24 protein-coding genes are annotated in these 24,897 nt (G+C 63.5%); 13 read left to right on the top strand and 11 right to left on the bottom strand.

Going from position 1 to position 24,897, the window contains the following annotated elements; translation table 11 throughout:
* Positions 1-93: 93 nt before the first annotated feature.
* From MOP87_RS02025 to lnt, 8 genes are all read left to right on the top strand, one after another.
* A complete protein-coding gene (locus tag MOP87_RS02025; RefSeq protein WP_027915241.1) occupies positions 94-891 on the top strand; it encodes a hydroxymethylpyrimidine/phosphomethylpyrimidine kinase in 798 nt (265 codons plus the stop codon).
* Positions 892-903: 12 nt separating this feature from the next.
* Positions 904-1,527 carry a thiamine phosphate synthase gene (gene thiE / locus MOP87_RS02020; protein WP_027915242.1) on the top strand — a complete coding sequence of 208 codons (624 nt, stop codon included), beginning with the start codon at positions 904-906 and terminating at the stop codon, positions 1,525-1,527.
* A 15-nt stretch (positions 1,528-1,542) separates the two neighbouring features.
* Positions 1,543-2,826 carry a glutamate-1-semialdehyde 2,1-aminomutase gene (gene hemL / locus MOP87_RS02015; protein WP_027915243.1) on the top strand — a complete coding sequence of 428 codons (1,284 nt, stop codon included), beginning with the start codon at positions 1,543-1,545 and terminating at the stop codon, positions 2,824-2,826.
* A 254-nt stretch (positions 2,827-3,080) separates the two neighbouring features.
* A complete protein-coding gene (locus MOP87_RS02010) occupies positions 3,081-3,626 on the top strand; it encodes a tetratricopeptide repeat protein (protein ID WP_027915244.1) in 546 nt (181 codons plus the stop codon).
* A 258-nt stretch (positions 3,627-3,884) separates the two neighbouring features.
* Entirely contained in the window at positions 3,885-4,883 is a 999-nt protein-coding gene (locus MOP87_RS02005; RefSeq protein ID WP_028687151.1) for a PhoH family protein, read from the top strand.
* Positions 4,876-5,349, top strand: coding sequence for an rRNA maturation RNase YbeY (ybeY, locus tag MOP87_RS02000; protein WP_027915246.1), 474 nt, complete (start codon positions 4,876-4,878; stop codon positions 5,347-5,349). The genes MOP87_RS02005 and ybeY overlap by 8 nt, the downstream gene beginning before the upstream one ends.
* Positions 5,350-5,374: 25 nt before the next feature.
* Positions 5,375-6,214, top strand: coding sequence for an HlyC/CorC family transporter (locus tag MOP87_RS01995; RefSeq protein ID WP_023534628.1), 840 nt, complete (start codon positions 5,375-5,377; stop codon positions 6,212-6,214).
* Positions 6,215-6,222: 8 nt separating this feature from the next.
* On the top strand, positions 6,223-7,740 hold the full coding sequence (lnt, locus tag MOP87_RS01990; RefSeq protein WP_242810054.1) for an apolipoprotein N-acyltransferase: 1,518 nt from the start codon (positions 6,223-6,225) through the stop codon (positions 7,738-7,740).
* A 47-nt stretch (positions 7,741-7,787) separates the two neighbouring features.
* Here the strand turns inward: lnt and MOP87_RS01985 are convergent, their stop codons facing one another.
* Both MOP87_RS01985 and MOP87_RS01980 read right to left on the bottom strand, forming a co-directional pair.
* Complete coding sequence (locus tag MOP87_RS01985; RefSeq protein WP_242810053.1) at positions 7,788-8,549, bottom strand: YdcF family protein; 762 nt, start codon at positions 8,547-8,549, stop codon at positions 7,788-7,790.
* 114 nt (positions 8,550-8,663) lie between these two features.
* A complete protein-coding gene (locus MOP87_RS01980) occupies positions 8,664-8,978 on the bottom strand; it encodes a hypothetical protein (RefSeq protein ID WP_110607089.1) in 315 nt (104 codons plus the stop codon).
* Between the two features lie 224 nt (positions 8,979-9,202).
* On the opposite strand from MOP87_RS01980, the gene leuS reads away from it, so the two are divergent.
* From leuS to MOP87_RS01955, 5 genes are all read left to right on the top strand, one after another.
* Positions 9,203-11,809, top strand: coding sequence for a leucine--tRNA ligase (leuS, locus tag MOP87_RS01975; RefSeq protein WP_242810052.1), 2,607 nt, complete (start codon positions 9,203-9,205; stop codon positions 11,807-11,809).
* Positions 11,810-11,870: 61 nt separating this feature from the next.
* Positions 11,871-12,476, top strand: a complete 606-nt coding sequence (lptE, locus tag MOP87_RS01970) for an LPS assembly lipoprotein LptE (RefSeq protein WP_027915251.1) — start codon at positions 11,871-11,873, stop codon at positions 12,474-12,476.
* Positions 12,477-12,517: 41 nt separating this feature from the next.
* Positions 12,518-13,555: a DNA polymerase III subunit delta gene (holA, locus tag MOP87_RS01965; protein WP_023534580.1), complete on the top strand. Its 1,038-nt coding sequence runs from the start codon at positions 12,518-12,520 to the stop codon at positions 13,553-13,555.
* Positions 13,556-13,714: 159 nt separating this feature from the next.
* Positions 13,715-13,879 carry an alternative ribosome rescue factor ArfA gene (arfA, locus tag MOP87_RS01960; protein ID WP_027915252.1) on the top strand — a complete coding sequence of 55 codons (165 nt, stop codon included), beginning with the start codon at positions 13,715-13,717 and terminating at the stop codon, positions 13,877-13,879.
* A gap of 60 nt (positions 13,880-13,939) precedes the next feature.
* Positions 13,940-15,250: a lytic murein transglycosylase gene (locus tag MOP87_RS01955; protein ID WP_028687156.1), complete on the top strand. Its 1,311-nt coding sequence runs from the start codon at positions 13,940-13,942 to the stop codon at positions 15,248-15,250.
* An 86-nt stretch (positions 15,251-15,336) separates the two neighbouring features.
* On the opposite strand, the gene MOP87_RS01950 is transcribed toward MOP87_RS01955, so the two are convergent.
* The 9 genes from MOP87_RS01950 to mrdA all read right to left on the bottom strand — a co-directional run bounded on the left by MOP87_RS01950 (position 15,337) and on the right by mrdA (position 24,891).
* Positions 15,337-16,275 (bottom strand): LD-carboxypeptidase, encoded by a 939-nt coding sequence (locus MOP87_RS01950; RefSeq protein ID WP_242810051.1) that lies wholly within the window; start codon positions 16,273-16,275, stop codon positions 15,337-15,339.
* Positions 16,276-16,383: 108 nt separating this feature from the next.
* Positions 16,384-17,400 carry a lipoyl synthase gene (gene lipA / locus MOP87_RS01945; RefSeq protein ID WP_027915255.1) on the bottom strand — a complete coding sequence of 339 codons (1,017 nt, stop codon included), beginning with the start codon at positions 17,398-17,400 and terminating at the stop codon, positions 16,384-16,386.
* A gap of 2 nt (positions 17,401-17,402) precedes the next feature.
* Positions 17,403-18,050 (bottom strand): lipoyl(octanoyl) transferase LipB, encoded by a 648-nt coding sequence (lipB, locus tag MOP87_RS01940; RefSeq protein WP_027915256.1) that lies wholly within the window; start codon positions 18,048-18,050, stop codon positions 17,403-17,405.
* Positions 18,050-18,325: a DUF493 domain-containing protein gene (locus MOP87_RS01935; protein ID WP_028687158.1), complete on the bottom strand. Its 276-nt coding sequence runs from the start codon at positions 18,323-18,325 to the stop codon at positions 18,050-18,052. Before MOP87_RS01935 ends, lipB begins: the two co-directional genes overlap by 1 nt.
* Positions 18,326-18,397: 72 nt before the next feature.
* Positions 18,398-19,558, bottom strand: coding sequence for a D-alanyl-D-alanine carboxypeptidase family protein (locus MOP87_RS01930; protein ID WP_023534573.1), 1,161 nt, complete (start codon positions 19,556-19,558; stop codon positions 18,398-18,400).
* A 266-nt stretch (positions 19,559-19,824) separates the two neighbouring features.
* Positions 19,825-20,832 (bottom strand): septal ring lytic transglycosylase RlpA family protein, encoded by a 1,008-nt coding sequence (locus MOP87_RS01925; RefSeq protein WP_027915258.1) that lies wholly within the window; start codon positions 20,830-20,832, stop codon positions 19,825-19,827.
* Entirely contained in the window at positions 20,832-21,842 is a 1,011-nt protein-coding gene (gene mltB, locus MOP87_RS01920; protein ID WP_242810050.1) for a lytic murein transglycosylase B, read from the bottom strand. The genes MOP87_RS01925 and mltB overlap by 1 nt, the downstream gene beginning before the upstream one ends.
* Positions 21,843-21,859: 17 nt before the next feature.
* Positions 21,860-22,963 (bottom strand): rod shape-determining protein RodA, encoded by a 1,104-nt coding sequence (gene rodA / locus MOP87_RS01915; protein WP_042139378.1) that lies wholly within the window; start codon positions 22,961-22,963, stop codon positions 21,860-21,862.
* 38 nt (positions 22,964-23,001) lie between these two features.
* Positions 23,002-24,891, bottom strand: coding sequence for a penicillin-binding protein 2 (gene mrdA / locus MOP87_RS01910; RefSeq protein WP_242810049.1), 1,890 nt, complete (start codon positions 24,889-24,891; stop codon positions 23,002-23,004).
* Positions 24,892-24,897: the final 6 nt, after the last annotated feature.

Below are 24,897 nucleotides of genomic sequence, written 5' to 3'. Positions count from 1 at the left end.
CGGCATTCAGGGGCGCATACCGTTCTTCGGAAAACGCACCGACCTGCACGCGCAAGGTCCGCACAAACAGGTTTGGTGGTAAGCTCGCCGACCATGAATACCTACGCCTCCCGCCCCGTTGTCCTCTGTCTCTCCGGCCACGACCCCAGTGGCGGCGCCGGCTTGCAGGCAGATATCGAAGCCCTGCTTGCACAAGGCTGTCATGCCGCGCCCGCGGTGACCGCCCTGACCGTGCAGGATACCGTCAATGTCTCCGACTTCCGCGTGCTCGACCGTGAGTGGGTGCTGGCCCAGGCCAATGCCGTGCTCACCGACTCCACGGTGGCCGCGGTCAAGCTGGGCATGCTCGGCTCGATCGACATGGTCGATACCGTGGCCGAGCTGCTGGCTGCGCACCCGCACCTGCCGTTGGTGTGCGACCCGGTGCTGCGTGCAGGCGGCGGCGGCCGCCTGGGCAAGGACGAAGTAGGCTATGCCCTGCGTGAACGCCTGTTGCCGCTGGCGACCATCACCACGCCGAACCTGCCCGAAGCCCGCATTCTCGCCGAGCTGCCCGACGGCAGCGCCGACGAGTGCGCTGCCAGGCTGCTGGAGTTCTGCGAGCACGTGCTGATCACGGGCGGACACGGCGACGAGGTGGAAATCCACAACCGTCTGTACAGCCGCGACGGTCACCGCAGCACCTCGACCTGCCAACGCCTGCCGGGCAGCTACCACGGATCGGGCTGCACCCTGGCCAGCGCCCTGGCGGGTCGACTGGCCCTGGGCGAGCACCTGGAAAGCGCCGTGCGCACGGCCCTGGACTACACCTGGCGCACCCTGCGCGATGCGGAGCAGTTGGGACGAGGCCAGTTCGTGCCTCGGCGCCTGCCCCTGGATTTCTGCTCCTGACTCGAGGTGCTCATGACGCTACGCGGCCTGTATGCCATCACCGACAGCCAATTGCTGGCCGGCCGATTCCTGTCTCATGTGGAGGCAGCTCTCGAAGGGGGCGTATGCCTTCTGCAGTACCGTGACAAAAGCGACGACGCCGCGCGGCGCTTGCGAGAAGCCCAGGCGCTCCAGCAATTGTGCGAGCGCTACGGCACCCAGCTGATCATCAACGACGATGCCGAACTGGCCAGGCACCTGGGCGTGGGCGTCCACCTGGGGCAAACCGACGGGCCGCTGACCCCTGCACGCGCCCTGCTGGGCAGCGCGGCGATCATTGGCTCGACCTGCCATGCCAGCCTGGACCTGGCCGCCCAGGCAGCCCGCGAAGGCGCCAGCTACGTCGCCTTCGGCCGCTTTTTCACCTCCAGCACCAAACCCGGCGCCCCGGCTGCCGACGTCCGTCTTCTGGCGCAGGCGCGCGCCCAGGTGAACCTGCCGATCGCCGCCATCGGCGGGGTCACCCTCGACAATGCCGCAGCACTGGTGCACCACGGTGCCGACCTGCTGGCGGTGATCCACGGCTTGTTCGGTGCCGACAGCGCGCAGGAAGTCACCCGCCGCGCCCGCGCCTTCAACGCCTTGTTCGCATCCTGATTCGAGAGAATTTCCATGTCCCGTTCCGAAGCACTTTTCGCCCAAGCCCAGAAGCACATCCCCGGTGGTGTCAACTCGCCCGTGCGCGCGTTCAAGAGCGTGGGCGGCACGCCTTTGTTCTTCAAGCATGCCGAGGGTGCCTACGTCGTCGACGAAGATGACAAGCGCTACGTCGACTACGTGGGTTCCTGGGGCCCGATGATCCTGGGCCATGGCCACCCTGACGTGCTGGACTCGGTACGTCGCCAGCTGGAACACGGGCTGTCCTATGGTGCCCCGACCGCCATGGAAACCGAAATGGCAGACCTGGTGTGCTCGCTGGTGCCTTCCATGGAAATGGTGCGCATGGTCAGCTCGGGTACCGAGGCGACCATGAGCGCCATCCGCCTGGCCCGTGGCTACACCGGCCGTGACGCGATCATCAAGTTCGAGGGCTGCTACCACGGCCACTCCGACAGCCTGTTGGTCAAGGCCGGCTCCGGCCTGCTGACCCAAGGCGTGCCCAGCTCGGCCGGCGTGCCGGCCGACTTCGCCAAGCACACCCTGACCCTGCCCTTCAACGACATCGCCGCCGTCGAGAAGACGCTGGCCGAGGTGGGCCAGACCGTGGCCTGCATCATCGTCGAGCCGGTTGCCGGCAACATGAACTGCGTACCGCCGGCGCCGGGCTTCCTCGAAGGCCTGCGCGAGCAGTGCGACAAGCATGGCGTGGTGTTGATCTTCGATGAGGTGATGACCGGTTTCCGGGTTTCGCTGGGCGGCGCGCAGGCGCACTACGGCATCACCCCCGACTTGTCCACCTTCGGCAAGATCGTCGGCGGCGGCATGCCGGTCGGCTGCTTTGGCGGCAAGCGCGAAATCATGGGCTGCATCGCCCCGCTGGGTCCGGTCTACCAGGCGGGTACGCTGTCGGGCAACCCGCTGGCCATGGCCGCCGGCCTGACCACGCTCAAGCTGATCAGTCGTCCAGGCTTCCACGCCGAGCTGACCGACTACACCAGCCGCATGCTCGACGGCCTGCAACAGCGCGCCGACGCTGCCGGCGTGCCGTTCGTGACCACGCAGGCTGGCGGTATGTTCGGCCTGTACTTCAGCGGGGCCGACGACATCGTCACCTTCGATGACGTAATGGCCAGTGACGCCAGTCGCTTCAAGCAGTTCTTCCACCTGATGCTCGACGGTGGCGTGTACCTGGCGCCGAGCGCGTTCGAAGCTGGCTTCACCTCGATCGCTCATGGCGACAACGAGCTGCAGATCACCCTGGATGCCGCTGAAAAGGCCTTCGCAGCCCTGAAGTAACCCGGCGTTTCCCCACCGTGATCGCCGGTAGAACCCGCTATCACGGTGGTTGTACCGGCCATCGCCAGGGGCGTACGCCGTGTGAACGGGCGCACGTTCGATGAGGCCATACGGGTAACGAAGGACTCTTGCCATCAGCCTGTTTCGCCACGCCGACATAAATTCGAGTAAAACTTTGTAAGGTTGGCGCTGCTTATCCCATAATGTGCCACCAGAGACATTGGCCGCAGCTTTGCAGAGGTAAGTCGATCCCCATGAACCGCACCGGCCGCGCCCTCACCCTGGGCTGCCTGTTGCTTCTCCAGCCCCTGCTGGCCCTGGCGGAGGGCGGTAACTCGTTGCTCATCCCGACGACGGGTCGCTGCACCTTGAACGTGCAGCCGCAGGACCTGGCAAGCGCACTCAAGAGCTGTGAACAGGTGGCCGATGCCGGCGATGCCCAGGCACAGTTCGAGCTGGGCGAGTACTTCTATGCGCAAGCGCCAAAGAACCTCAACAAGGCACTGGACTGGTACCAGAAAGCGTCCCTGCAAGGCCACGCCGAGGCCCAGTACCGCCTAGGGTCGATGTTTTTCCGCGGCGAAGGGGTCAAGGCCAACAACGTGCAGGCCTACATTCTCTTGAAGATGGCGGCAGTCAATGGCGCTGAAGATGCCCTGGACATGGCAGATGAAGTGACAGAGCAGATGCCCAGGGACGACCTGGAGCATGCGACGCAGGTGCTCGGCCAGATCTTCCGCAAGTACCTGCTGGAGCTGCAGAACGCCGAGGGACGCTCGCCGTTCTCCCCACTGCCCTAGGCTCTGTGTGAAAAGTCTTGAGACGAAGGTCAGGCAAGGCGAAAACGGCCGAGGAAGCGGAGTTTACGGGTTGTAAATGAGCATTCCGACCGGGCTGGCGCTCCAGGCTGTTTTCAATCACCGAGTATCAAGGCTTTTCACGCAGAGCCTGGGCGTTGCTGGGCATAACGCCGTTGAACCCATCAGGACTTTCGCCACTGCCATTCAAGGGTTATTCTTGAGTTCACACTCATTGCCGTCGGGCGGCTATAAACGACCTTGAACGCACCCATCGAACCCCATCGTTTCATCCTCGAACCTTTCGAGGCCCACCGTTTCGCCAACTTGTGTGGCCAATTCGACGAGCACCTGCGCTTGATCGAACAGCGCCTGGCCATCGAGATCCGCAACCGCGGCAATCAGTTCGAACTGATCGGCGAATCCAAGACCACCCATGCTGCCGAGCAACTGCTGCGCCGTCTCTACCGTGAGACCCAGGCCACCGAGCTGTCGCCGGAAACCGTGCACCTGTACCTTCAGGAATCGGCCGTCGAGCACATCGACAACCCGGCGGTAAACGAGGTCAGCGTCTCGCTGCGCACGCGCAAGGGCAATATCCGACCACGGGGCGCCAACCAGCAGCGCTACGTCAAGGAGATCCTGGCCAACGACATCAACTTCGGCATCGGCCCGGCCGGTACCGGCAAGACATACCTGGCCGTGGCCTGTGCCGTCGACGCGCTGGAACGTGAACAGGTTCGCCGTATCCTGCTGGTGCGCCCGGCCGTTGAAGCTGGCGAGAAGCTCGGGTTCCTGCCGGGCGACCTTGCTCAGAAGATCGACCCTTATCTGCGCCCGCTTTACGACGCCCTTTATGAAATGCTGGGTTTCGAGCACGTGGCCAAGCTGATCGAACGCCAGGTCATCGAAATTGCGCCGCTTGCCTACATGCGCGGTCGCACCCTGAACAACAGCTTCATCATTCTCGACGAAAGCCAGAACACCACGCTCGAGCAGATGAAGATGTTCCTCACCCGCATCGGCTTTGGCTCCACGGCGGTGATCACCGGCGACATCACCCAGGTCGACCTGCCCCGGGGCACCAAGTCGGGTCTGGCGCATGTGATCGAGGTGCTACGGGACGTGCCGGGTATCAGTTTCACCCACTTCCAGCCCAAGGACGTGGTACGTCACCCCTTGGTGCAGCGTATCGTCGAGGCCTATGACCGCTTCGAAGCCCGCCAAGCCACCCCCGAGGCACCCGGCAAAAATGCTTGAACTGGACATACAACGGGCGACCCAGGCGCTCGCCCCGATTGATGCCGACTTTCGCCGCTGGTGCGAGCTGGCCTTGCAGCAACGCAAGGCCGACTCGGAGATGACCATTCGTCTTGTCGACGAAGCGGAAGCACGCGAGCTCAATCACACGTATCGGCACAAGGACTACGCGACCAACGTGTTGTCCTTCCCGGCCGACGTGCCAGATGAGCTGCTCGATATTCCCTTGCTGGGCGACCTGGTGATCTGCGTCGCGGTGGTTGAACGCGAGGCGGCCGAGCAAGGCAAGTCGCTGGAGGCGCACTGGGCACATCTGGTCATTCATGGCTGCCTGCATCTGCTTGGCTACGACCACATCGAGGATGAGGAAGCCGAGGAAATGGAAAGCCTGGAACGAGAATTGCTGGCGCAACTGGGTCACCCGGACCCATACGCCGATGACGAAACCGAATCAACCCCACACTGATAGACCAAGGATCACGAGAACCGCCATGAGCGAAGATCGATCGAGCAACGGGCAGAAGTCCTGGCTGGGTAAACTGACCCAGGCTTTTGCCCATGAGCCGAAAAACCGCCAGGAGCTCCTGGAGCTGCTGCGCGAAGCACATCAGAACAAGCTGCTCGACAGCGAGGCGCTGACCATCGTCGAAGGGGCCATCCAGGTGGCGGACCTTCAGGTGCGTGACATCATGGTGCCACGCTCGCAGATGAACAGCATCAAGGCCGGCCAGTCACCACGCGAGTTCCTGCCGGCGGTGATCGACGCAGCGCACTCGCGCTACCCGGTAATCGGCGAAAGCCATGACGATGTGCTCGGTGTCCTGCTCGCCAAGGACCTGCTGCCGCTGATTCTCAAGGAGAACGGCGACAACTTCGACATCAAGACGCTGCTGCGCCCGGCCACGTTCGTGCCCGAGTCCAAGCGCCTGAACGTGCTGCTGCGCGAGTTTCGCGCCAACCACAACCACATGGCCATCGTCATCGATGAATACGGCGGCGTGGCTGGCCTGGTGACCATCGAGGATGTGCTCGAACAGATCGTCGGCGATATCGAAGACGAACATGACGTCGAAGAGGACAGCTATATCAAGCCGCTGCCTAACGGCGACTTCCTGGTCAAGGCACTGACGCCGATCGAGCACTTCAACGAGTCCTTCGACAGCGCGTTCTCCGACGATGAGTTCGACACCGTCGGCGGTTTGGTGATGAGTGCGTTCGGCCATTTGCCCAAGCGCAACGAAACCACCGAAATCGGTGCGTACAAGTTCCGCGTGCTCAACGCCGACAGCCGCCGGATACACCTGCTGCGCCTGACCCCGATCAACCGTTAAGGAACGACATGCGCTGGATCACCCGCCCCGGCTGGCCCGGTAACCTGCTGGCCTTGGCGGCCGGCGCTTCTACCCTCCTGGCCCTGGCGCCATTCGATCTGTGGCCACTGGCGCTGCTGTCCATCGCCATGCTCTACCTGGGCCTGCGCGAGCTTGGCCCGCGCCAGGCCCTGTGGCGTGGCTGGTGGTTCGGCTTTGGCCTTTACGGCGCCGGCACCTGGTGGATCTACGTCAGCATGACCAACTACGGCGGCGCCTCGCCGCTATTGGCCATTGCGCTGCTGGTCGCGTTCTTTGCGGCCCTGGCCTGGTTCTTCGCGCTGCCCACCTGGTTGTGGGCGCGCTGGTTGCGGCGCAGCGAGGCGCCCCTGGCCGATGCGCTGGGCTTTGCTGCCCTATGGGTGGCGCAAGAGGCGTTCCGCGGCTGGTTCCTCACCGGCTTCCCTTGGTTGTACGCAGGCTACAGCCAACTGGACGGCCCGCTGGCCGGCCTGGCGCCTCTGGGTGGGGTGTGGCTGGTGTCGTTTGCGTTGGCCCTGACGGCTGCGCTGCTGTGCAACCTCAACCGTTTGCGTGCCCGCCCGGGCTTTCTTGCCATCGCCTGCGTGCTGCTGCTCACCCCCTGGGCAGTGGGGTTGGCGCTCAAAGGGCATGCCTGGACCACCCCCGCAGGCGAGCCGCTCAAGGTCGCTGCCATTCAGGGCAACGTCGAACAGGACGTGAAGTGGGACCCGGCGCATATCGACGCCCAGCTGGCCCTGTACCGCGACCTGAGTTTCAGTTCAAAGCCTGCCGACTTGCTGATCTGGCCGGAAACCGCGGTACCTGTGCTCAAGGACCAGGCCCAAGGCTACATCGACGTCATGGGCCGCTTCGCCGCAGAGCGGCATTCAGCCCTGATCACTGGCGTGCCGGTTCGCGAGGTGGTGCACCGTCAGCGTCGTTACTTCAACGGCATCACCGTCACGGGCGAAGGGGACGGCACCTACCTCAAGCAGAAGCTGGTGCCCTTTGGCGAATATGTCCCACTGCAAGACATGCTGCGAGGGCTGATCGAGTTCTTCAACCTGCCCATGTCGGATTTCGCCCGGGGCCCTGAGGACCAACCGCTGCTCCAGGCCAAGGGTTATCAGATCGCGCCTTACATCTGCTACGAGGTGGTCTACCCCGAGTTTGCCGCCGGCCTGGCAGCACGCAGCGACTTGCTGCTGACCATCAGCAACGATACCTGGTTCGGCACTTCCATAGGCCCGCTGCAGCACTTGCAGATGGCTCAGATGCGTGCGCTTGAAGCCGGCCGCTGGATGATGCGCGCCACCAACAATGGCGTGACGGCCTTGATCGACCCGTTCGGGCGCATCACGACCCAGGTACCTCAGTTCCAGCAGGCGGTGATGTACGGCGAGGTCGTGCCGATGCAGCAGCTGACGCCTTATCTGCAATGGCGTTCGTGGCCGCTTGCGATCCTGTGTGGGTTGCTGCTGGCCTGGGCGTTGATGGCCGGGCGTGTGGCCAGGGCCGTGTGATGCGGCCTTGCAGTTGACGTTGCAAGGGGCTGCTTCGCAGCCCCCCTTCAGTAGAACAATCGATACCCCACCAGCCCTGCCACCTCGTTGAGCAACTGCCCGCTCTGCCACATCGCCCGGCTTTCCGGCAGCCAACCTCCGAATGGCCGCGCGGGATCACGGCTGAGGAAACCGACCGGCGCGGGTACCACCTCGAAACCTGCCTGCTCGAAGCTCCAGCGCGAGCGCTGCATGTGCCAGGCCTGGGTCACTACCACGACGCGGCGTATCCCCAACGGCTGAAGCACGCTCGCCGAGTACTGGGCATTTTCCCAAGTGGTGCGGCTGGCCTGCTCCAACCACGTCACCTCAACGTCGAAGTCCTCATGCAGGCTGTCAGCCATCAGCTGCGCCTCGCTGGGCGGTGTGCCGTAGTGCAGCCCGCCGCTGGTCAGCACCGGTAGCCCGGACGCCTTGGCCAGGCGAGCGGCAAGGCGCAGCCGTTCCAGGGCCGTGGGCGTCGGCTGGTCGACACCCGCCCAGGCAGGGTCGCCCCGTTCACGCCCTGCGCCCAGCACGACGATGGCATCGGCCCGACGCTTGAGGCCAGGCCAGTCCTGCCCGGCTAACGCAGGCTCGGTTTCCAGCGCTTCTGCCAGGTACTGCACGGCCACGGGCAAGCTGGTCATCCACAGCCCGCCCAGCCCTGCCACAAAGCACACAGCGGCCAGCCGGGGGCGACGCCTGCGCAGCCACCAGGCTGCAAGCAGCAGCAGAAACAGCACACCGGGGGGTATCAACCATTGCTTGATGAAATAGCGGATGGGCATGCACACCTCCTTCGAAGGTGTGCAGACTAAAAGCATCGGCGCCGGCCAACAACATGGCCGGCGTCGATCAAGGTCGGATAAATGTGCAAATCCTGGACATGCGCCGCGCAACCCCTAGCGGCGGGAGGCCTTGCGTGTGCGTGGCGTGCGCACGGTGCGCTTGATGTCCTTGAGCCAGATGATCCTGGCCGACGCAGGCTCAGCCTGCGGCCTAGGGCATGCCGCCTCGTTAGCGCGCTTCTGGAAAGTATCCAGATACGCCTTGATCACATCGAACTCGGCGCGGCTCAAGCCACGCAATTCCAACTCGGTCGGCGCCTCGTCCCGAAGCCGCATGGACGTTCTGGCCGTATCCAGGGCAAGGCCCAGCCTATCGATCAGGCGCTCATAGAGTTCTGGTTTTACTGCAGGTAGCTGCGACTCTCCCATTCGTTCACCTCATTGAAGATAACGATTATCTCCCCCACCCCAGAGCTTAGCGTCGTTGCGAAAAGCAGCCCGGCGCTGCGACCAGCGGCCATTCGCAACGAACGTTTCCCACGATGCGCGGCGCTGCTGTATGCTACGGCGTTCACTCCCGATGACACCGGAGTGCCGGACGCAGCGAGGTTCGCTGCCTGGAAAGGTCTCCTCTCTCTCAGCCAAAAGTAGCCATGCACGAACAATACACGCCCCGTGATATCGAAGCCGCCGCCCAGACGTTCTGGGACGAGCAACAATCGTTCGCTGTTACCGAACAGCCAGGCAAGGACACGTACTACTGCCTGTCGATGTTCCCGTACCCGAGCGGCAAGCTACACATGGGCCACGTGCGCAACTACACCATCGGCGACGTGATTGCCCGCTACCAGCGCATGCTGGGCAAGAACGTCCTGCAGCCGATGGGCTGGGATGCCTTCGGCATGCCCGCCGAAAACGCGGCGATGAAGAACAACGTCGCCCCGGCCAAGTGGACCTACGAAAACATCGACTACATGAAGACCCAGCTCAAGAGCCTGGGCCTTGCCATCGACTGGGCCCGCGAGGTCACCACCTGCAAGCCCGACTACTACCGTTGGGAGCAGTGGCTGTTCACCCGCCTGTTCGAGAAGGGCATCATCTATCGCAAGAACGGCACCGTTAACTGGGACCCGGCTGACCAGACCGTGCTGGCCAACGAACAGGTCATCGATGGGCGCGGCTGGCGCTCCGGCGCGCTGATTGAAAAGCGCGAAATCCCGATGTACTACTTCCGCATCACCGACTATGCCGATGAGCTGCTGGAAAGCCTCGACGAGCTGCCGGGCTGGCCTGAACAGGTCAAGACCATGCAGCGCAACTGGATCGGCAAGTCCCGCGGCATGGAAGTGCAGTTCCCGTACGATCAGGCCAGCATTGGCCACACCGGCACGCTGAAGGTCTTCACCACTCGCCCGGACACGTTGATGGGCGCCACCTACGTGGCGGTCGCCGCCGAGCACCCGCTGGCCACCCAGGCGGCCCAGGGCAACCCGGCGCTGCAGGCCTTCATCGACGAGTGCAAGGGCGGCAGCGTGGCCGAAGCGGACATGGCCACCCAGGAAAAGAAAGGCATGGCCACATCCTTGCTGGTCGAGCACCCGCTCACCGGTGAGAAACTGCCGGTCTGGGTCGCCAACTACGTGCTGATGCACTACGGCGACGGTGCCGTCATGGCCGTGCCAGCCCACGACGAACGCGATTTCGAGTTCGCCCGCAAGTACGACCTGCCGATCAAGGCCGTGGTGCGTACCAGTGCAGGTGACGAAGTGGGCGCAGAGTGGCAGGCCGCCTATGGCGAGCATGGCCAGCTGATCAACTCCGCCGAGTTCGACGGCCTGGATTTCGCCGGCGCCTTCGACGCCATCGAAGCTGCGCTGGTGCGCAAAGACCTGGGCAAGTCCCGCACCCAGTTCCGCCTGCGCGACTGGGGCATCAGCCGTCAGCGTTACTGGGGCTGCCCGATTCCGATCATCCACTGCCCGTCCTGCGGCGATGTGCCGGTGCCGGAAGACCAATTGCCGGTTACCCTGCCTGAAAACGTGGTGCCGGACGGTGCAGGCTCGCCGCTGGCACGCATGCCCGAATTCTACGAATGCAGCTGCCCCAAGTGCGGCACTGCGGCCAAACGCGAAACCGACACGATGGACACCTTCGTCGAGTCCTCGTGGTACTTCGCGCGCTATGCCTCGCCCAACTACGAAGGCGGCATGGTAGACCCCAAAGCGGCCAACCACTGGCTGCCGGTCGACCAGTACATCGGCGGCATCGAACACGCCATCCTGCACCTGCTGTATGCGCGTTTCTTCCACAAGCTGATGCGTGACGAAGGCCTGGTCACTTCGAACGAACCGTTCAAGAACCTGCTGACCCAGGGCATGGTCGTGGCCGAAACCTACTACCGGGTCGCCAGCAACGGCGGCAAGGACTGGTTCAACCCCGCCGATGTCGAAGTCGAGCGCGACGCCAAGGCCAAGATCGTCGGCGCACGCCTGAAGACCGATGGCCTGCCGGTTGAAATCGGCGGCACCGAGAAGATGTCCAAGTCCAAGAACAACGGCGTCGATCCCCAGTCGATGATCGAGCAGTACGGCGCCGATACCTGCCGCCTGTTCATGATGTTCGCCTCGCCGCCCGACATGAGCCTGGAGTGGTCCGACTCCGGCGTAGAGGGCGCCAGCCGCTTCCTGCGCCGCGTCTGGCGCCTGGCCCAGGCCCACGTCGCCCAAGGCCTGCCTGGCAAGCTGGAGGTTGCGACCCTGGATGACGCGCAGAAAGTGATCCGCCGCGCCATCCACGCCGCCATCAAGCAAGCCAGCACCGATGTAGGCCAGTACCACAAGTTCAACACCGCCATCGCCCAGGTGATGACCGTGATGAACGTGCTGGAAAAAGCGCCGCAGGCCACCGCGCAAGACCGTGCCCTGCTGCACGAAGGCCTCGAAGCCGTCACCCTGCTGCTGGCTCCGATCACGCCGCACATCTCCCACGAGCTGTGGAAGCAACTGGGCCATGATCAGGCCGTCATCGATGCCGCCTGGCCTGCAGTGGATGAAGCCGCGCTGGTTCAGGACACCGTGACCCTGGTGGTGCAAGTCAATGGCAAGCTGCGTGGCCAGATCGAGATGCCGGCCGCAGCCAGCCGTGAAGAAGTCGAAGCCGCCGCGCGCAGCAACGAGAATGTCCTGCGCTTCATCGATGGCCTGGCCATCCGCAAGGTCATCGTGGTGCCGGGCAAACTGGTCAATATCGTCGCCAACTGATGGCAACGCCCGTTCGCAGGCTCTGCGCACGGGCGGAACAGGCTCACGAGGGAGCAACAACATGATCAAACGCAATCTGCTGGTAGTCGGCCTGGCGGTCATGCTCAGTGCCTGCGGGTTCCAGCTGCGCGGCACGGGCACCAGCGAACTGAGCGTCAAGGAGATGGACGTCAGCGCACGCAATGCCTACGGCCCGACCGTGGTTCAACTGCGCGAAGTGCTCGAGCGCAGCGGCGTGAACGTTCACGCAGGCGCACCGTACCGCCTGGTGCTGACCAACGAACAGGAGCGCCAGCGCGCCGTTACCTACAACAGCGGCAACCGCACGGCAGAATTCGAGCTGACCACCGAGCTGGACTATAGCATTCAGGGCCTGAACAACCTGGAGCTGACCAGCGACAAGGTCGAAGTGCGCAAGATCTATGTGCGCGACGCCTCGAACATCACCGGTTCCGAGCAGGATGCCAAGCGCGCCCGTGACGAGATGCGCCGCGACCTGGTCAATGCCATGATCGTGCGCCTGCAGAACCTCACCCCTGCCCAGCTCGATGAGCTGCAGCGCAAGGCCGATGAGCGTGCCAAGGCCGAAGCGGATGCGCTTGAAGCGGCGCGTCGCCAGCAGGCCGAGACACCTCAGCAGTCGCCACTGGAAGTGCCGGGCAACTGAGCCCGTGCAGGGCGCCGCCAGGCGCCCTGCCCCCCAATGCCATGAAACTCGCCCCCGCTCAACTCACCAAACACCTGCAAGGCTCGCTCGCGCCCGTCTACGTGGTCAGCGGCGATGATCCGTTGCTGTGCCAGGAAGCGGCCGACGCGATCCGCAGCGCCGCCCGCCAGCAAGGCTTCGACGAGCGCCAGGTGTTCAGTGCCGATGCCAACTTCGATTGGGGCACCCTGCTGCAAGCGGGTGCGAGCCTGTCGCTCTTCGCCCAGCGACGCCTGCTGGAACTGCGCCTGCCCTCGGGCAAGCCGGGCGACAAGGGTGCTGCTGCATTGCTGGAATACTGCGCCCGCCCTGCCGAAGACACGCTGCTGCTGATCAGCTTGCCAAAGCTCGATGCCAGCGCGCAGAAGACCAAATGGGGCAAGGCACTGGTCGAGGGTGATCACTGCCAGTTCATCCAGATATGGCCCGTGGACGCGCATCAGCTGCCTCAGTGGATCAATCAGCGGCTGCAACAGGCAGGCCTGAGCGCCCAGCGTGATGCCGTGGACCTGATTGCTGCGCGCGTGGAGGGCAACTTGCTCGCTGCCGCGCAGGAAATCGAAAAGCTCAAGCTGCTGGCCGAGGGCAATGTCATCACCCTGGAAACCGTCCAGGCTGCGGTGGCGGACAGCGCGCGCTTTGACGTCTTCGGGCTGGTCGACGCCATTCTCAAGGGTGAAGCCGCCCATGCCTTGCGCATGCTCGAAGGCCTGCGCGGCGAAGGGGTGGAGCCGCCGGTGATTCTGTGGGCCCTGGCCCGTGAACTGCGGCAACTGGCGGGCCTGGCCCAACTGTTCAGTCAAGGCGTTCCCCTGGACAAAGCCTTCAGCCAGGCACGCCCGCCGATCTGGGACAAACGCCGCCCCCTGGTCAGCAAGGCCCTGCAGCGGTTACCTGCGCAACGCTGGCCACAGCTGCTGCAGGACGCTCAGCGTATCGACGCCCAGATCAAGGGCCAGGCACAGGGTTCACCCTGGACGGGCCTGGCGCGCCTGGCGCTGCTGATGGCCGGCCAGCGCCTGGCACTGCCTGCCCAATAGCCGGTGCCCTGCCTGTAGCGCACGCGCTTGTTGGCCACCGCCGGCACGCCACCTCATGAAACGGCCAGATCACGCTCACCCTATAAACAATCAATTGGCCTGACCCCGGCCAACCCTGCACAATGCAGCCTGCAATGTCCGAACACAGGAACCGCCTTCATGAGCAAAAAGCCGAACAAGCAAGGCCACAACAAGGCCAAGTCCATCGTCGCCCAGCCCCTGTTCCGTTGCCGTCAGGAACGACCGGAGAAAGGCAAGGGCAGCTACCGCCGCGAAGCCTTCCAATCGAGAGATTGGGAGGCTTCTTACTTTTTGGCGGCATGAAGGCATCCGTAGCGCAAGCATGATATGGTCATCACCTGACCTGCAGACCTGGACCTGTGCATGCTCTACCGTCTTTTTCCTCGCTGGGAAACCCGCCAGCTCGTTGCGGCCTCCAGCTTCATCCTGCTCGTTGCCTGTGCGGAAAAACCCACGGCAGCCGATGCATTGCCCCTCGCCCAGGCGCAGCCGGCCCCCGTCGTAAATGCACCTGGCAAGGCGCCAGACAGCAACCCAGATATCCAGCCGTCCCAAACCTTCGCCCAGTGGCAAGCAGGTTTCCGCCAGCAGGCCCTGCAAGCGGGCATTGCCCCCGACGTCTTCGACAAGGCGTTTCTCGACGTTACCCCCGACATGGACGTGATCAAGGCTGACCGAAGTCAGCCAGAATTCACCCGGCCAGTCTGGGAATACCTGGAAGGTGCCTTGTCGCCCCTGCGCGTACGCAACGGCAAAAGGCTGCTGGAGCAGAACGCCGAGCTGCTGACCCGTCTGGAACAGCGCTATGGCGTCGATCGCCAGATCCTGGTCGCGGTATGGGGCATGGAAAGCAACTTCGGCCAGTTCCAGGGCAGCAAGTCAGTGATCCGCTCCCTGGCCACCCTGGCCTATGAAGGGCGACGTCCACAGTTTGCGCAGGACCAGCTGATTGCCGCCCTGCAGATCATCCAGCACGGCGATATCCAAGCCGACGCGATGCGCGGCTCCTGGGCCGGCGCCATGGGCCAGACCCAATTCATCCCGACCACCTACAACACCCATGCCGTGGATTTCGACGGCGATGGCCGCCGCGATATCTGGAACAGCACGCCCGATGCCTTGGCCTCCACCGCACATTACCTGCAAAGCTCAGGCTGGAAGCGTGGCCAACCCTGGGGGTTCGAGGTGCAGGTACCGGCAGGCTTCGATTATTGGCAAGCTGACGGGACCTCGCGCAAGCCTATCGCCGAATGGTTGGCCATGGGCCTGACACTGCCTGCCGGTACGCAGTTGCCAGCCGGTAGCAATGAGCTGCCAGCCGCCCTGTTGCTGCCCGCTGGTGCGCGAGGCCCAGCATTTCTGGTTCTCGACAACTTCCGCGCCATTCTCAAGTACAACAACTCATCGGCCTACGCGCTGGCCGTCAGCCTCCTGAGCGATCGCTTCACCGGCTGGGGCTTCATCGCTGGCAGCTGGCCCAAGGACGACACGCCCCTGAGCCGCAGCGAGCGCATGGAGTTGCAGAACTTGCTCAATGCCAAGGGTTTTGATGCGGGTAACGCCGACGGGATCATTGGCGCCAACACCCGCAAGGCCATCCGTAACGCCCAACAGGGCCTGGGCTGGCCAGCCGATGGTTACCCGACGCACAAACTCCTGGAGAGCCTACGGTAGCCGTAGGCTTACGCTTACTGGCGATGGTGCGGGTCAGCTACCCCAGCAACGGCAATCGTCTGCCTGGGGTGGCCTTGGCGCCAGGCTCACGCCTGGAACAGCGCCTGCTCAAGCACCAGGCGCTGCCGTTCGCTGTCCAGCGTCACTCGGGCACCCAGCGGCAGGCAGATATTGGGGTCACAGTGTCCACTGCGCCACCCGGCCAGTACTGGTACGCCCAAGGGGCCGAACGTGTCGCGCAGCAGCGGTGCCAGCGCCGCCGCGGTAATGCCAGCGAAGTCCCCTACCAGCACACCCTTGATACCTTCCAGCTTGCCGGCCAGCCGTAACTGCGTCAGCAGACGATCGACCCGGTACAACGGCTCGTTCACATCTTCGATGAACAGGATGCAGCCCTGGGTATCCAGCTCTGCCAAGGTCCCCAGGGTCGCACCCAGCATCGACAGGTTCCCCCCCATCAGCGGGCCACTGGCAAGGCCGGGGATGACGGTGTTCAAGGGGAACTGCGACGGGTGTGTGATCGGGTCACCGGCTGCCAGGTGCCCGCTCAGCTGCGCCAACAGCGACGATTCGGTCGGTGCCTGCTTGCCACCCAACAGGTCGGCGTTGAGCATGGCCCCGTGGAAGCTGATCATCCCTGTATGGCGGTAGAGCGCCGCATGCAAGGCGGTGATATCGCTGTAGCCGATCAAGGGCTTGGGGTGGTTTTGCAACAGCTCGAAATCGAGCCTGTCCAGCAGGCGCATACTGCCGTAGCCGCCACGCATGCAAAGGACCGCGTCGATGGACGGGTCCCGGAAGGCGTCGTGCAGGTCCTGTAGTCGCTGCGCGTCGGCGCCTGCCAGGTAGCCCTCGGCCTGAGTCGCACCTGGATAGACACGGCAGCGGTAGCCGCGCTCGGCGAACCACCGGGTCGCCTTGTGCACATCCAGACGCGCGGGGCCTGCCGGGGCAACCACGGCAAAACAGGCATCGGGCGCAATGGCCTTGCGCAGTGGCAAGGCAGAAGGTTCAACGCACTTCATCGGGCAACTCCATACGGCTTGTCCCGGACAGCTTACGGGTTGGCTGGCAGAAAAAAAAATGCCGATGCGGCCTTGCGGCGCATCGGCATTTCTCTATTCACGGTCAGATCAGAGCTTGATCTTGGCTTCGTGCGCTTGCTGGTCGGCGTGGTAGGACGAGCGCACCAGCGGGCCGGAAGCGACGTTCTTGAAGCCCATGCGATAGCCTTCCTCGGCGAACCAGGCAAAGGTGTCGGGGTGCACGAAGCGCTGCACTGGCAAGTGGCTGCGCGATGGCTGCAAGTATTGACCCAGGGTGAGCATGTCGATGTCGTGTTCGCGCATGCGGTGCATGACCTCGATCACTTCTTCGTCGGTTTCGCCCAACCCGAGCATCAGGCCGGACTTGGTGGGCACATGCGGTACCAGCTGCTTGAACTTCTGCAGCAGGTCCAACGACCAGTCGTAGTCCGAACCCGGGCGAGCGGCCTTGTACAGGCGCGGCACGGTTTCAAGGTTGTGGTTGAACACATCCGGCGGCTCCTGGGCCGTGATCGCCAGCGCCACGTCCATACGGCCCCGGTAGTCCGGAACCAGGGTTTCGAGCTGCACGCCTGGGGACAAGGCGCGGATTTCGCGGATGCAGTCGGCAAAGTGCTGGGCGCCGCCATCGCGCAGATCATCACGGTCAACCGAGGTGATGACCACGTACTTCAGGCGCAGGTCGGCAATGGCCACCGCAAGGTTCTTCGGCTCGTCCAGGTCCAACGGCTTGGGACGGCCATGCCCCACGTCGCAGAACGGGCAGCGGCGGGTGCAGATGTCGCCCATGATCATGAAGGTGGCGGTGCCGCCCGAGAAGCACTCGCCCAGGTTCGGGCAGGAGGCTTCTTCGCAGACGCTGTGCAGCTTGTGCTTGCGCAGCAGTTGCTTGATGCGGTCTACCTCGGGCGAGACCGGGATACGCACGCGGATCCAGTCAGGCTTCTTGGGCAGCTCGTCGGTGGGGATGATCTTGACCGGGATGCGCGCGACCTTGTCGGCGCCTCGCAGCTTGACCCCGGCTTCGACCTTTTTGGGGGCGGAACGCGCAGTAGCGTCCTGGGTTGGGATCAGGTTCGGCACGGCTTCTTGCACAGTAGTCATATTCAGTCGATTCCGCCCGTGAGGGTCGTCTGCTCTGCGTAGTCGAGGTGCTTGACCAGCTGTTCGCGCAGCCTTGTCCTGACCTCGTCGAGTTCGATCGGGCCTGCCAGGTCACGTAGCTGGGTCATCGCCAGCCCCGCATAACCGCAGGGGTTGATTCGGCAAAAGGGCGCCAGGTCCATGTCCACGTTCAAGGCTAGGCCATGAAAGGAGCGGCCGTTGCGGATACGCAGGCCGAGCGAAGCGATCTTCGCGCCGTCTACATACACACCCGGTGCATCGGGCTTGGCAGCGGCCTGCACCGCGTAGCCATCGAGCAGGGCGATCAGGCTGCGCTCGATGCGGCTGACCAGGTCGCGTACGCCGAAGCCCAGGCGGCGTACATCCAGCAGCAGATAGGCCACCAGCTGGCCTGGCCCATGATAGGTCACCTGGCCACCCCGGTCGGTCTGCACCACGGGAATATCGCCCGGCACCAGCAGGTGCTCGGCCTTGCCAGCCTGCCCTTGCGTGAAGACCGGCGGGTGTTCGACCAGCCAGACTTCATCCTGGGTATCGGCAGTGCGCTGCTCAGTGAAACGCCGCATGGCCTCGAGCACCGGTTCATAGGGCTGCAGGCCAAGCTCGCGGACACCGAGGCAACCGGGCATCAGAGCACCATTTTCACGATGCCGGTGGCACGCAGGGCGCTGTTGATGTCGTGGAGCTGATTTTCGCTTACGGCCACGATGTGCAATTGCACAGTGGTGTACTTGCCTTCCTTGCTCTGGCGTTCGGCCAGCGTGGAAAGATCGACCTCGGCGTATTTGCTGAGCACTTCGATCACGGTGTCCTTGAAGCCGACAACGGTGTCACCGATGACCTTGATCGGGTAATCGGCACAGGGAAATTCGATTTTGTGAGACTTGACGTCTGGTTCGCTCATGGCGGAAACGGCCTCGCAAGCCGTGGCAACAACAACACCCCCGCGATCACGCGGGGGCGTGCAGGTCACGTGTCAGTTGAACAACCCGTAGAAGAATAGGCGGATGCTATCCCACATACGGCGGAAGAAACCACCTTCCTCGACGCCATCGAGGGCGATCAGGTCGGCGCTGTGAACCACTTTGTCGTCCAGTTTGACTTCAACCTTGCCGATCACGTCACCCTTGGCGATGGGGGCGGTCAGTTGCGGGTTCATGGTCATCGAAGCCTGCAGGCGCTTGAGCTGGCCCTTGGGCATGGTCATGGTCAGGTCTTCGGCAAGGCCGGCCTTGACTTCGCTGGTGGCGCCTTTCCAGACCGGAGCCTTGGTCAGCTCGGTGCCCTTCTGATAGAAGGTCTGGGTTTCGAAGAAGCGGAAGCCGTAGGTCAGCAGCTTCTGGGTTTCGGCAGCGCGGGACTGCTCGCTGTTGGTACCGAACACCACGGCGATCAGGCGCTGGCCGTCACGTACCGCCGATGCCACCATGCAGTAGCCAGCCTCTTCGGTGTGGCCGGTCTTCAGACCGTCCACGGTCTTGTCACGCCACAGCAGCAGGTTGCGGTTAGGCTGCTTGATGTTGTTCCAGAAGAACTCTTTCTGCGAATAGATGGCGTAGTGGGCCGGGTCGACGTTGATGATCGCACGGGCCAGGATCGCCATGTCGTGAGCAGAGGAATAATGCTCCGGGTTCGGCAGGCCAGTGGGGTTCATGAAGTGACTGTTGGTCATGCCCAGGTCGGCAGCGGTCTTGTTCATCATGTCGGCGAAAGCGTCTTCGCTGCCGGCGATGTGCTCGGACAGGGCGACGGAAGCATCGTTGCCGGACTGGATGATGATGCCGTGCAGCAGGTCGCTGACGGTCACCTGGCTGCCCACCTTGATGAACATGCGCGAACCGCCGGTGCGCCAGGCGTTTTCGCTGACGGTCACCGGGTCGTTTTCGCCGATCTGGCCACGGCGGATGTCCAGCGTGGCGATGTAGGCGGTCATCAGCTTGGTCAGGCTGGCTGGCGGAAGACGCTCGTCACCGTTGTTCTCGACCAGCACGTTGCCGCTGGACGCGTCCATGAGTACGTAGGACTTGGCTGCCAGTTGAGGCGGCGCGGGCGTCATCTGCTCGGCCGCGAAGGCCACCGGGGTGAGCAGGAGCAATACGGGCAAGCAAAGTCGTTTGGCAAGGTTGGTGATGTTCATCCGTCTCTCGAAAATCGCTAATGGTCTGGAGATGTTTTCTGGGCAAGCACACGGCCCAGCACCGGTCAGTCTAGTTATTGGCCTGGGGCCTGGCCCGGCAACGTGCGACAGGGTGCCGCTGCGGGCAAAACCGGCATTGTACATGGCTGGGCCTGTCAATTCATGACAAAACCGCCACTTTGCACCGCTCTTGTCCATAGGTGGACCCCACCCGCAGGCTGTTCATAGCGTGCGCGAGGGGTCAGTCACCCTGTCGGGACGCCTGGTCAGTCAGCTGTGACCAACTTGGCCTGCCCCAGGTTCGCCAGGCGGATGCTGTTCTGCGCCTGCTGGACTTCACCCTCGCTGTTGATCGGCCCCAGGCGTACGCGATGCAGCGTCTGCTGGTTGCGTACGATCGAGCTGATGAACACCGGTGCGCTGACCATGCTGCTGAGCTTGGCGCGCAGCAGCTCGGCCGCATCGGGGTTGGCGAATGCGCCGACCTGCAGGAAGCTGCCGCCAGTGCCGGCAGGCACGTTGTTGCCACCGACCTGCACCGGCACCACCGGCGCCGCATGCTGCTGCGGCGGTGGCGTCCACTGCTCTACCCGACCGGAGCTGGCCGGGATCGCCTGGGTCTGGGCCACCTGGGGCTCCTTGAGCACCATGGGCGGCGTCTGGCCGCGTTGAGCCCACCATTGCTGGGGGTCGATGCCTTCGACGCGCACATGGGCAGTACCGATCTCGGCGTAGCCCAGCTTCTTCGCCGCCGCATACGACAGGTCGATGATGCGATCGGAATAGAACGGGCCGCGATCGTTCACCCGCAGGATGACGCTGCGACCGTTGGCCAGGTTGGTCACCTTTACATAGGCGGGCAATGGCAGCGTCTTGTGCGCGGCACTCATGCCGTACAGGTCGTACAGCTCGCCGTTGGCGGTGTTCTGACCATGGAACTTGGTGCCATACCACGACGCCGTGCCCTCGGCGCGGTAGTTGCGCGCATCCTGCATCGGGTAGTAGGTCTTGCCCAGGACGGTGTAGGGGTTGGCCTTGTAGTTGCCGGTGTGCAGGGTGGGCGTGGCATCGGGGATCTTGTTGACGTCCACATCCCACCACGGCGCACCGTCCTTGTGGGCACGGTTGATGTCCAGGCCGGGCTGGCTGCGCACCACGCTCGCGCCGCTGGAACTCTTGGGCGCCGGGCGGCTGGAGGAGCAACTGACCAACGCCAGGCCGATGGCGGCGCAGGTGACCAGCTTGAAGGAAGTGGTAGAGAAAATTGCGCGCATTAGTTGACGCCCCGTGCTTGGACCAGCTGTTGCGCAAGCTGATGCACCGCCATGGCATACATCACGCTGCGGTTGTAGCGAGTGATCGCGTAGAAATTCTTCAAGCCCACCCAGTACTCGGGGCCGTTCTCACCCTCCAGGCGGAAGGCCGTGACGGGCAGATCATCGCGCAGCGAATCATGAACCGACCAGCCAAGGGCACGCAACTCCCCGACCGTGCTGGCCGGCTCGATACCGGTGGTCAGGCCTTGATCGGCGCGCTCGCCCTGCACGGTGGCGCGGCTGACCACGCTCTGCCCGGCCATCCAGCCATGGCGCTTGAAGTAGTTCGCCACGCTGCCGATGGCATCATCGGGGTTGGTCCAGATGTCGATGTGCCCATCACCGTCGAAGTCCACGGCGTAGTTGCGAAAGCTGCTGGGCATGAACTGCGGCAGCCCCATGGCCCCGGCATAGGAGCCCTTGAGGGTCAGGGGATCGAGTTGTTCTTCACGGGCCAGCAGCAGGAACTCACGCAGTTCCTTGCGGAAGAATTCGGCGCGTGGGGGATAATCGAAGCCCAGGGTGGACAACGCATCAAGCACTCGGAAGTTGCCCGTGTTGCGCCCGAAGAAGGTTTCAACGCCAATGATCGACACGATGTATTGTGCCGGCACCCCATATTCCTGCTCGGCCCGTGCCAGCACGGCTTCGTGCTGGCGCCAGAAGTCCACGCCCCGCGCAATGCGCGCGTCAGTGAGGAACATCGGGCGGTATTCCTTCCAGGGTTTGACCCGTTCGGCTGGCCGCGAAATCGCATCGAGGATCGACTGCTTGCGCTGCACTTCACGGAACACGCCCATCAGTTGTTCTGGGGCAAAACCATGGTCGCGGCTCATCTGGCCAACGAATTCGGCCACCTGGGGCGAGTTGTCGTAGTCGCCGGCCTCGGCCAGCTGTACAGCGCCAAACAGGCTCACCGCACCAAACCACGGCGCACAACGGGTAGCCCAGTTACGCACTGCTTGCATGTAATTGTTCACCTTATTCAAACCTGTGCGATCCACTTTCGATGCGTGTGGATCGACATCAGAACGCCAAACGCTGACAGCAGCGTCACCAATGAAGTTCCGCCATAGCTAATGAAGGGCAAGGGCACGCCGACGACGGGCAGAAGGCCACTTACCATCCCGATATTGACGAATACGTATACGAAGAACGTCATGGTCAAGCTGCCAGCGAGCAGCTTGCCGAACAATGTCTGTGCCTGCGCCGTGATCATCAGGCCACGCCCGATCAGCAGCAGGTACACGATCAGCAACAGGCAAATGCCCACCAGGCCGAACTCCTCGCCCAGCACGGCGATGATGAAGTCGGTGTGGCTTTCAGGCAGAAAGTCCAGGTGCGACTGCGTGCCCAGCAGCCACCCCTTGCCAAATACGCCGCCAGACCCAATCGCCGCCTTGGACTGGATGATGTTCCAGCCCGTGCCCAGCGGGTCGCTCTCCGGGTCGAGGAAGGTCAGCACCCGCTGCTTCTGGTAGTCGTGCATCACGAAAAACCACATGGCCACCGCCACCGGCACCGTTGCCGCCAACACGCTGAGAATCCAGCGCCAGCGCAGGCCGCCCATGAACAGGACGAAGGCACCGGAGGCCAGAATCAGCAACGCCGTCCCCAGGTCCGGCTGGCGCACGATCAGAATGAAAGGCACGCCAATCAGTACCAGGCTGATGGCCACGTGCTTGAGGTGCGGCGGCAGGGTGCGCTTGGACAAGTACCAGGCGATGGTCGCCGGCATGATGATCTTCATGAACTCGGAGGGCTGGAAGCGAATCACCCCGGGGATGTTGATCCAGCGCGTTGCACCCATGGCGTTGTGGCCCATGACGTCCACCACCACCAGCAGCAATACCCCGGTCAGGTACGCCAGTGGCACCCAGCGCGCCATGAACCGTGGCTCGAGCTGGGCGATGACGAACATCGATACCAGGCCGATGCCAAACGAGGTGGCCTGCTTGAGCAACAGGTCCCAGTTCTTGCCGCTGGCCGAATACAGCACGAACAGGCTGCCCGCGGCCAGGGTCAGGAGGATGATCAGCAGGGGACCATCGACGTGGATGCGCTGCAGGAAGCTGGCGCGCCGACGCATCACATCCTCGCTGGAGAGCATGCGATCGAAATTGTTCATCACAGCGGCGACTCCTGAGTAGCGGTAACCGGCGCAAGCTCAGGCTTGAGCCGGCCGTTTTCGTCCAGCAGCCAGGCATCCATGATCTGGCGCACCACAGGCGCAGCCACCCCAGAGCCCGACTCGCCGTTCTCGACCATGACCGACACCACGATCTTGGGGTCTTCTGCCGGTGCGAAGGCCACGAACAAGGCGTGGTCGCGGTGACGTTCCTGAAGTTTGTTGCGGTCGTACTTCTCGCCCTGCTTGATGGCCACCACCTGTGCGGTACCACTTTTGCCGGCGATGCGGTACTGGGCACCGATGGCAGCCTTGCGGGCGGTACCGCGCGCGCCGTGCATCACCTGCTCCATGCCGTGGGTCACGCGGGCCCAATCGGCCTTGTCGCGCAGCACGATGTCCGGCATCGGGTTTTCATCCACCGGCGGTTCCCCTTCGATGGTCTTGGCCAGGTGCGGCCGGTTCCATACACCCTTGTTGGCAATCAGCGCCGTCGCCTGGGCCAGTTGCAGAGGCGTGGCCTGCATATAGCCCTGGCCGATACCCAGGATCAGGGTTTCGCCCGGGAACCAGGCCTGCCGGCGCGTAGCCCGCTTCCACTCCCGCGACGGCATCAACCCTGCGGACTCTTCGAACATGTCCAGCGACACCCGCTGACCGATGCCGAACTTGTTCATGTAGCTGGACAACCGGTCGATGCCCATCTTGTGGGCCAGGTCGTAGAAGTAGGTGTCGTTGGAGCGCATGATGGCGGTGTCCAGGTCCACCCAGCCGTCACCCGAGCGGTTCCAGTTACGGTATTTGTGATCGTAGTTGGGCAGCTGATAGTACCCAGGGTCGAACACACGGCTGCTCGGGGTCACCGCGCCGCTGTCCAGGCCGGCGATGGCCACGGCTGGCTTGATCGTCGAACCGGGCGGATAAAGGCCGCGCAAGATGCGGTTGAACAGCGGCCTGTCGATCGAATCACGCAGTTCGGCATAGGCCTTGAAGCTGATGCCGGTGACGAACAGGTTGGGGTCGAAGCTGGGCTGGCTCACCATGGCGAGCACTTCGCCGGTACGTGGGTCGAGCGCCACCACCGCACCACGGCGCCCGGCCAGGGCGGCTTCGGCCGCTTCCTGCAACCTGATGTCCAGGCTCAGCACGATGTCCTTGCCAGGCTTGGGGTCGGTACGTTTGAGCACCCTGAGCACACGGCCGCGGGCGTTGGTCTCGACTTCTTCGTAGCCGACCTGGCCGTGCAGCGCGGCCTCGTAGAACCGCTCGATACCAGTCTTGCCGATGTGGTGCGTGCCGCTGTAGTTCACAGGGTCCAGGGTTTTGAGCTCTTTCTCGTTGATACGCCCGACGTAGCCCACCGAATGCGCGAAATGCGCCCCTTGTGGATAGTGACGCACCAGTTGGGCGACCACCTCCACTCCTGGCAAGCGGAACTGGTTCACCGCCACACGGGCGATCTGTTCCTCGTTGAGTTCGAACAGGATGGGTACCGGCTCGAACGGCCTGCGTCCCTGGCGCATGCGCTTTTCGAACAGTGCGCGGTCGTCTGGAGTGAGTTCCAGTATCTCGACGATGCTGTCCAGCACTTGTTGCCAGTCTCCCGCACGCTCACGGGTCATGGACAGGCTGAAGCTGGGCCGGTTGTCGGCGATCACTACCCCGTTGCGGTCGAAGATCAGCCCGCGTGTCGGCGGAATCGGCTGCACATGCACCCGGTTGTTCTCAGACAGCGTGGAGTGGTAGTCGTACTGGATGATCTGCAGGTAATACAGCCGCGCAATCAGCACGCAGATGAGCAGCATGACCGCCACGGCGCCGACCACGACGCGGTTGCGCACCAGACGGGCGTCTTTTTCGTGGTCCTTGAGGCGGATCGGCTGCGACATCGGGCT

Source organism: Pseudomonas sp. I3-I5 (genome assembly GCF_022699445.1).
Lineage (GTDB): Bacteria > Pseudomonadota > Gammaproteobacteria > Pseudomonadales > Pseudomonadaceae > Aquipseudomonas > Aquipseudomonas fulva.
This window is presented reverse-complemented; position numbering and strand designations above follow the sequence as displayed.

What these genes read in the sequence shown, in the direction of transcription:
- MOP87_RS01985 (WP_242810053.1), bottom strand. Translation starts at nt 8,549, where the DNA reads ATGCCCATCCGCTATTTCATCAAGCAATGGTTGATACCCCCCGGTGTG.
- lptE (WP_027915251.1), top strand. Translation starts at nt 11,871, where the DNA reads ATGATCAAACGCAATCTGCTGGTAGTCGGCCTGGCGGTCATGCTCAGT.
- MOP87_RS01925 (WP_027915258.1), bottom strand. Translation starts at nt 20,832, where the DNA reads ATGCGCGCAATTTTCTCTACCACTTCCTTCAAGCTGGTCACCTGCGCC.
- hemL (WP_027915243.1), top strand. Translation starts at nt 1,543, where the DNA reads ATGTCCCGTTCCGAAGCACTTTTCGCCCAAGCCCAGAAGCACATCCCC.
- rodA (WP_042139378.1), bottom strand. Translation starts at nt 22,963, where the DNA reads ATGCGTCGGCGCGCCAGCTTCCTGCAGCGCATCCACGTCGATGGTCCC.
- mrdA (WP_242810049.1), bottom strand. Translation starts at nt 24,891, where the DNA reads ATGTCGCAGCCGATCCGCCTCAAGGACCACGAAAAAGACGCCCGTCTG.
- arfA (WP_027915252.1), top strand. Translation starts at nt 13,715, where the DNA reads ATGAGCAAAAAGCCGAACAAGCAAGGCCACAACAAGGCCAAGTCCATC.
- mltB (WP_242810050.1), bottom strand. Translation starts at nt 21,842, where the DNA reads ATGCAAGCAGTGCGTAACTGGGCTACCCGTTGTGCGCCGTGGTTTGGT.
- MOP87_RS01930 (WP_023534573.1), bottom strand. Translation starts at nt 19,558, where the DNA reads ATGAACATCACCAACCTTGCCAAACGACTTTGCTTGCCCGTATTGCTC.
- thiE (WP_027915242.1), top strand. Translation starts at nt 904, where the DNA reads ATGACGCTACGCGGCCTGTATGCCATCACCGACAGCCAATTGCTGGCC.
- lnt (WP_242810054.1), top strand. Translation starts at nt 6,223, where the DNA reads ATGCGCTGGATCACCCGCCCCGGCTGGCCCGGTAACCTGCTGGCCTTG.
- ybeY (WP_027915246.1), top strand. Translation starts at nt 4,876, where the DNA reads ATGCTTGAACTGGACATACAACGGGCGACCCAGGCGCTCGCCCCGATT.
- lipA (WP_027915255.1), bottom strand. Translation starts at nt 17,400, where the DNA reads ATGACTACTGTGCAAGAAGCCGTGCCGAACCTGATCCCAACCCAGGAC.
- MOP87_RS01980 (WP_110607089.1), bottom strand. Translation starts at nt 8,978, where the DNA reads ATGGGAGAGTCGCAGCTACCTGCAGTAAAACCAGAACTCTATGAGCGC.
- MOP87_RS02025 (WP_027915241.1), top strand. Translation starts at nt 94, where the DNA reads ATGAATACCTACGCCTCCCGCCCCGTTGTCCTCTGTCTCTCCGGCCAC.
- leuS (WP_242810052.1), top strand. Translation starts at nt 9,203, where the DNA reads ATGCACGAACAATACACGCCCCGTGATATCGAAGCCGCCGCCCAGACG.
- MOP87_RS01955 (WP_028687156.1), top strand. Translation starts at nt 13,940, where the DNA reads ATGCTCTACCGTCTTTTTCCTCGCTGGGAAACCCGCCAGCTCGTTGCG.
- MOP87_RS01995 (WP_023534628.1), top strand. Translation starts at nt 5,375, where the DNA reads ATGAGCGAAGATCGATCGAGCAACGGGCAGAAGTCCTGGCTGGGTAAA.
- MOP87_RS01935 (WP_028687158.1), bottom strand. Translation starts at nt 18,325, where the DNA reads ATGAGCGAACCAGACGTCAAGTCTCACAAAATCGAATTTCCCTGTGCC.
- lipB (WP_027915256.1), bottom strand. Translation starts at nt 18,050, where the DNA reads ATGCCCGGTTGCCTCGGTGTCCGCGAGCTTGGCCTGCAGCCCTATGAA.
- holA (WP_023534580.1), top strand. Translation starts at nt 12,518, where the DNA reads ATGAAACTCGCCCCCGCTCAACTCACCAAACACCTGCAAGGCTCGCTC.
- MOP87_RS01950 (WP_242810051.1), bottom strand. Translation starts at nt 16,275, where the DNA reads ATGAAGTGCGTTGAACCTTCTGCCTTGCCACTGCGCAAGGCCATTGCG.
- MOP87_RS02010 (WP_027915244.1), top strand. Translation starts at nt 3,081, where the DNA reads ATGAACCGCACCGGCCGCGCCCTCACCCTGGGCTGCCTGTTGCTTCTC.